We start from the raw sequence: 3,021 nt of genomic DNA, 5'->3' as shown, positions 1-3,021 counted from the left end.
TCGCTATCTCTGGCAGGCGCGCTCGGTGACCGGCCAGATGATCGCGCTCGACGGCGGCCAGCATCTTGCGTGGCAGACGCCCGATGTGACAGGCATGGTGGAATGAGTCCCGCAGTTCAAAAACACAGACGCAACGGCGCCGCCGACGACCTGCCCCCCGATGTCGATCTCGACGTCGAGGACGAGGCGGCTGAGGAGATCGTCGAACCCGAGGCTTTGCCGACTGGCCCCGATGTCGCCTTCACGGCCATCGACTGGACGCCGCATGCCGGCGATGCCGACGGCATGGTCGGCGCCGAGGTGATCCAGACCTTCGTCAAGCGGCTGCCCAACCAGCCCGGCGTCTATCGCATGATGAACGCCGCCGGCGACGTGCTCTATGTCGGCAAGGCGCGCAGCCTGAAGAAGCGCGTCACCAACTACGCGCAGGGGCGGTTCCACACCGCCCGCATCGGCCGCATGGTGCGCGAGACGGCGACAATGGAATTCGTCGTCACCCGCACCGAGATCGAGGCGCTGCTGCTCGAGGCGAACCTCATCAAGCGGCTGAGGCCTCGCTTCAACGTGCTGATGCGGGACGACAAGTCGTTCCCTTATATCCTGCTCACCGGCGACCATGTCTCGCCCGGCATCTACAAGCATCGCGGCGCGCGCTCGCGAAAAGGCGACTATTTCGGCCCCTTCGCCTCGGCCGGCGCGGTTGGCCGCACCATCAATTCGCTGCAGCGCGCCTTCCTGCTTAGAAGCTGCACCAACTCCTTCTACGACAACCGCACGCGGCCTTGCCTGCTCTACCAGATCAAGCGCTGCGCCGGTCCCTGCACCGGCGAGATCTCGCATGAGGGCTATGCCGAGCTGGTCGCGGAGGCCAAGGATTTCCTCTCCGGCCGCAGCCAGAAGGTGAAGACCGAAATCTCGGCCGCCATGCAGCAGGCTTCGGCAGAGCTCGATTTCGAGCGCGCCGCAATCTACCGCGACCGGCTGGCCGCGCTCTCCCATGTGCAGGCGCATCAGGGCATCAACCCGCAGACGGTGGAGGAGGCCGACGTCTTCGCCATCCATCAGGAGGGCGGCCAGACCTGCATCCAGGTGTTCTTCTTCCGCACCGGCCAGAACTGGGGCAACCGCGCCTATTTCCCCAAGGCCGATCCGGCGCTGGAGCCGGCTGAGGTGCTGGGCTCGTTCCTGGCGCAGTTCTATGACGACAAGCTGCCGGCGCGCACGCTGCTTCTGTCGCAGACCGCGCAGGAGCAGGAACTGCTGGCGGAAGCGCTGTCCACCCATGCCGGCCGCAAGATTACGATCTCGGTGCCGCAGCGCGGCGAGAAGAAGGACCTGACCGATCACGCGCTGCAGAACGCCCGCGAGGCCCTCGGCCGCAGGCTGGCCGAGACCTCGACCCAGGCGCGGCTGCTGCAGGGATTCGCCGAGACCTTCGGCCTGGTAAAGCCGCCGGTGCGCATCGAGGTCTACGACAACTCGCACATCATGGGCACCAATGCGGTCGGCGCCATGGTCGTCGCCGGGCCGGAAGGGTTCGTGAAGAACCAGTACCGGAAATTCAACATCCGCTCGACCGAGATCACGCCGGGCGACGATTTCGGCATGATGCGCGAGGTGATGCAGCGGCGTTTCTCGCGGCTGCTCAAGGAGCATGGCGACGAGCAGCCTGGCGCAACCGCGGACGAAACCGGTGACGAGGATCTGGTCGCCGGCAATGGCGGTTTTCCGGCCTGGCCCGACGTCATCCTGATCGATGGCGGCCAGGGCCAGATGACGGCGGTGCGCCAGATCCTTGCCGATCTCGGCGTCGAGGATCGGGTTGTCGCCATCGGCATCGCCAAGGGCCCGGACCGCGATGCCGGCCGCGAGCGCTTCTTCGTCAAGGGCAGGGAAAGCTTCATGTTGCCGGTGCGCGACCCGGTGCTCTATTTCGTCCAGCGCCTGCGCGACGAGGTGCACCGCTTCGCCATCGGCTCGCATCGCGCGCGGCGCAAGAAGGAGATGGTGAAAAGCCCGCTCGACGAGATCGCCGGTATCGGCCCCGGCCGCAAGCGCGCCCTGCTGCTCGCCTTCGGCACCGCCAAGGCGGTCAGCCGCGCCGCGGTCGAGGACCTGGTCAAGGTCGACGGCATTTCCGAGCATGTGGCGAAGCTGGTCTACAATCATTTTCATGAGAGCTGAGGCGGTCGGGCAGGGATGTCCCGAGGGGGTACCTCACAACGCGCTTCACGCCATTTTTCCCTGTCCAATCGAATCTCGGCTGTTGACCCCCTACATTGGCTTCTGATTTGAGTACCTCTGGCGGTGGAGATTTCCCGAGACGATATGGCACAACGCGCGTTCAACCTGCCGAACATCCTCACCTACGCCCGCATCGTCGCGGTGCCGCTGGTCGTGCTGTGCTTTTTTCTCGAAGGACATCTGAAGTCGTCCGACTTCGCCCGCTGGTCGGCGCTGGTCATTTTCCTGCTCGCCTCGATCACCGATTACTTTGACGGCTATTTCGCGCGCGCCTGGCAGCAGACTTCCAACATCGGCAAGATGCTCGATCCGATAGCCGACAAATTGCTGGTCGCCACCTGTCTGCTCCTGCTTGCCGCCGACACAGACCGCCACGCCGGCATCGCCGGCTGGTCGCTCTGGGCGGCGATCATCATCCTGTGCCGCGAGATCCTGGTTTCGGGCCTGCGCGAATATCTGGCGGCCCTGAAAGTGTCGGTGCCGGTGACGCAGCTCGCCAAGTGGAAGACCACCATCCAGATGGTCGCCATCGCCTTCCTGCTGGTCGGCCCGGCCGGCGACAAGATCTTTCCGCTGACCACCCAGATCGGCCTGGTGCTGTTGTGGGTCGCGGCGCTCGTCACGCTCTACACCGGCTACGACTATTTCCGCGCCGGCCTCAAGCACATCATGGATGAGTGAGATGTCCACCAAGCTCATCTATTTCGCCTGGGTACGCGAGCGGATCGGCAAGCCGGAAGAGGACGTCGACTTGCCTTCCGGCATCGAGACGGTGGG

General features: G+C 64.8%; 2 protein-coding genes and 2 pseudogenes. All 4 read left to right on the top strand.

Annotated elements, in window-relative coordinates; all coding sequences use genetic code 11:
* Nucleotides 1-106: pseudogene (locus EOA27_RS42450) on the top strand (short-chain dehydrogenase); the annotation flags it as partial.
* Nucleotides 103-2,184, top strand: a complete 2,082-nt coding sequence (uvrC, locus tag EOA27_RS29675; RefSeq protein WP_127257895.1) for an excinuclease ABC subunit UvrC — start codon at nucleotides 103-105, stop codon at nucleotides 2,182-2,184. The pseudogene EOA27_RS42450 and the gene uvrC, both read left to right, overlap by 4 nt.
* A 144-nt stretch (nucleotides 2,185-2,328) precedes the next feature.
* Entirely contained in the window at nucleotides 2,329-2,925 is a 597-nt protein-coding gene (gene pgsA, locus EOA27_RS29670) for a CDP-diacylglycerol--glycerol-3-phosphate 3-phosphatidyltransferase (protein ID WP_027165584.1), read from the top strand.
* A 1-nt stretch (nucleotide 2,926) separates the two neighbouring features.
* Nucleotides 2,927-3,021: pseudogene (locus EOA27_RS29665) on the top strand (molybdopterin synthase sulfur carrier subunit); the annotation flags it as partial.

The organism is Mesorhizobium sp. M2A.F.Ca.ET.037.01.1.1 (assembly GCF_003998075.1).
Taxonomy (GTDB): Bacteria; Pseudomonadota; Alphaproteobacteria; order Rhizobiales; family Rhizobiaceae; genus Mesorhizobium.
The sequence above is the reverse complement of the archived record's forward strand: the minus strand, read 5'-3'. Positions and strand labels throughout refer to the sequence as shown.

Excerpts from the sequence above, each read along its gene's own strand:
- uvrC (WP_127257895.1), top strand. The coding sequence starts at position 103 with ATGAGTCCCGCAGTTCAAAAACACAGACGCAACGGCGCCGCCGACGAC.
- pgsA (WP_027165584.1), top strand. The coding sequence starts at position 2,329 with ATGGCACAACGCGCGTTCAACCTGCCGAACATCCTCACCTACGCCCGC.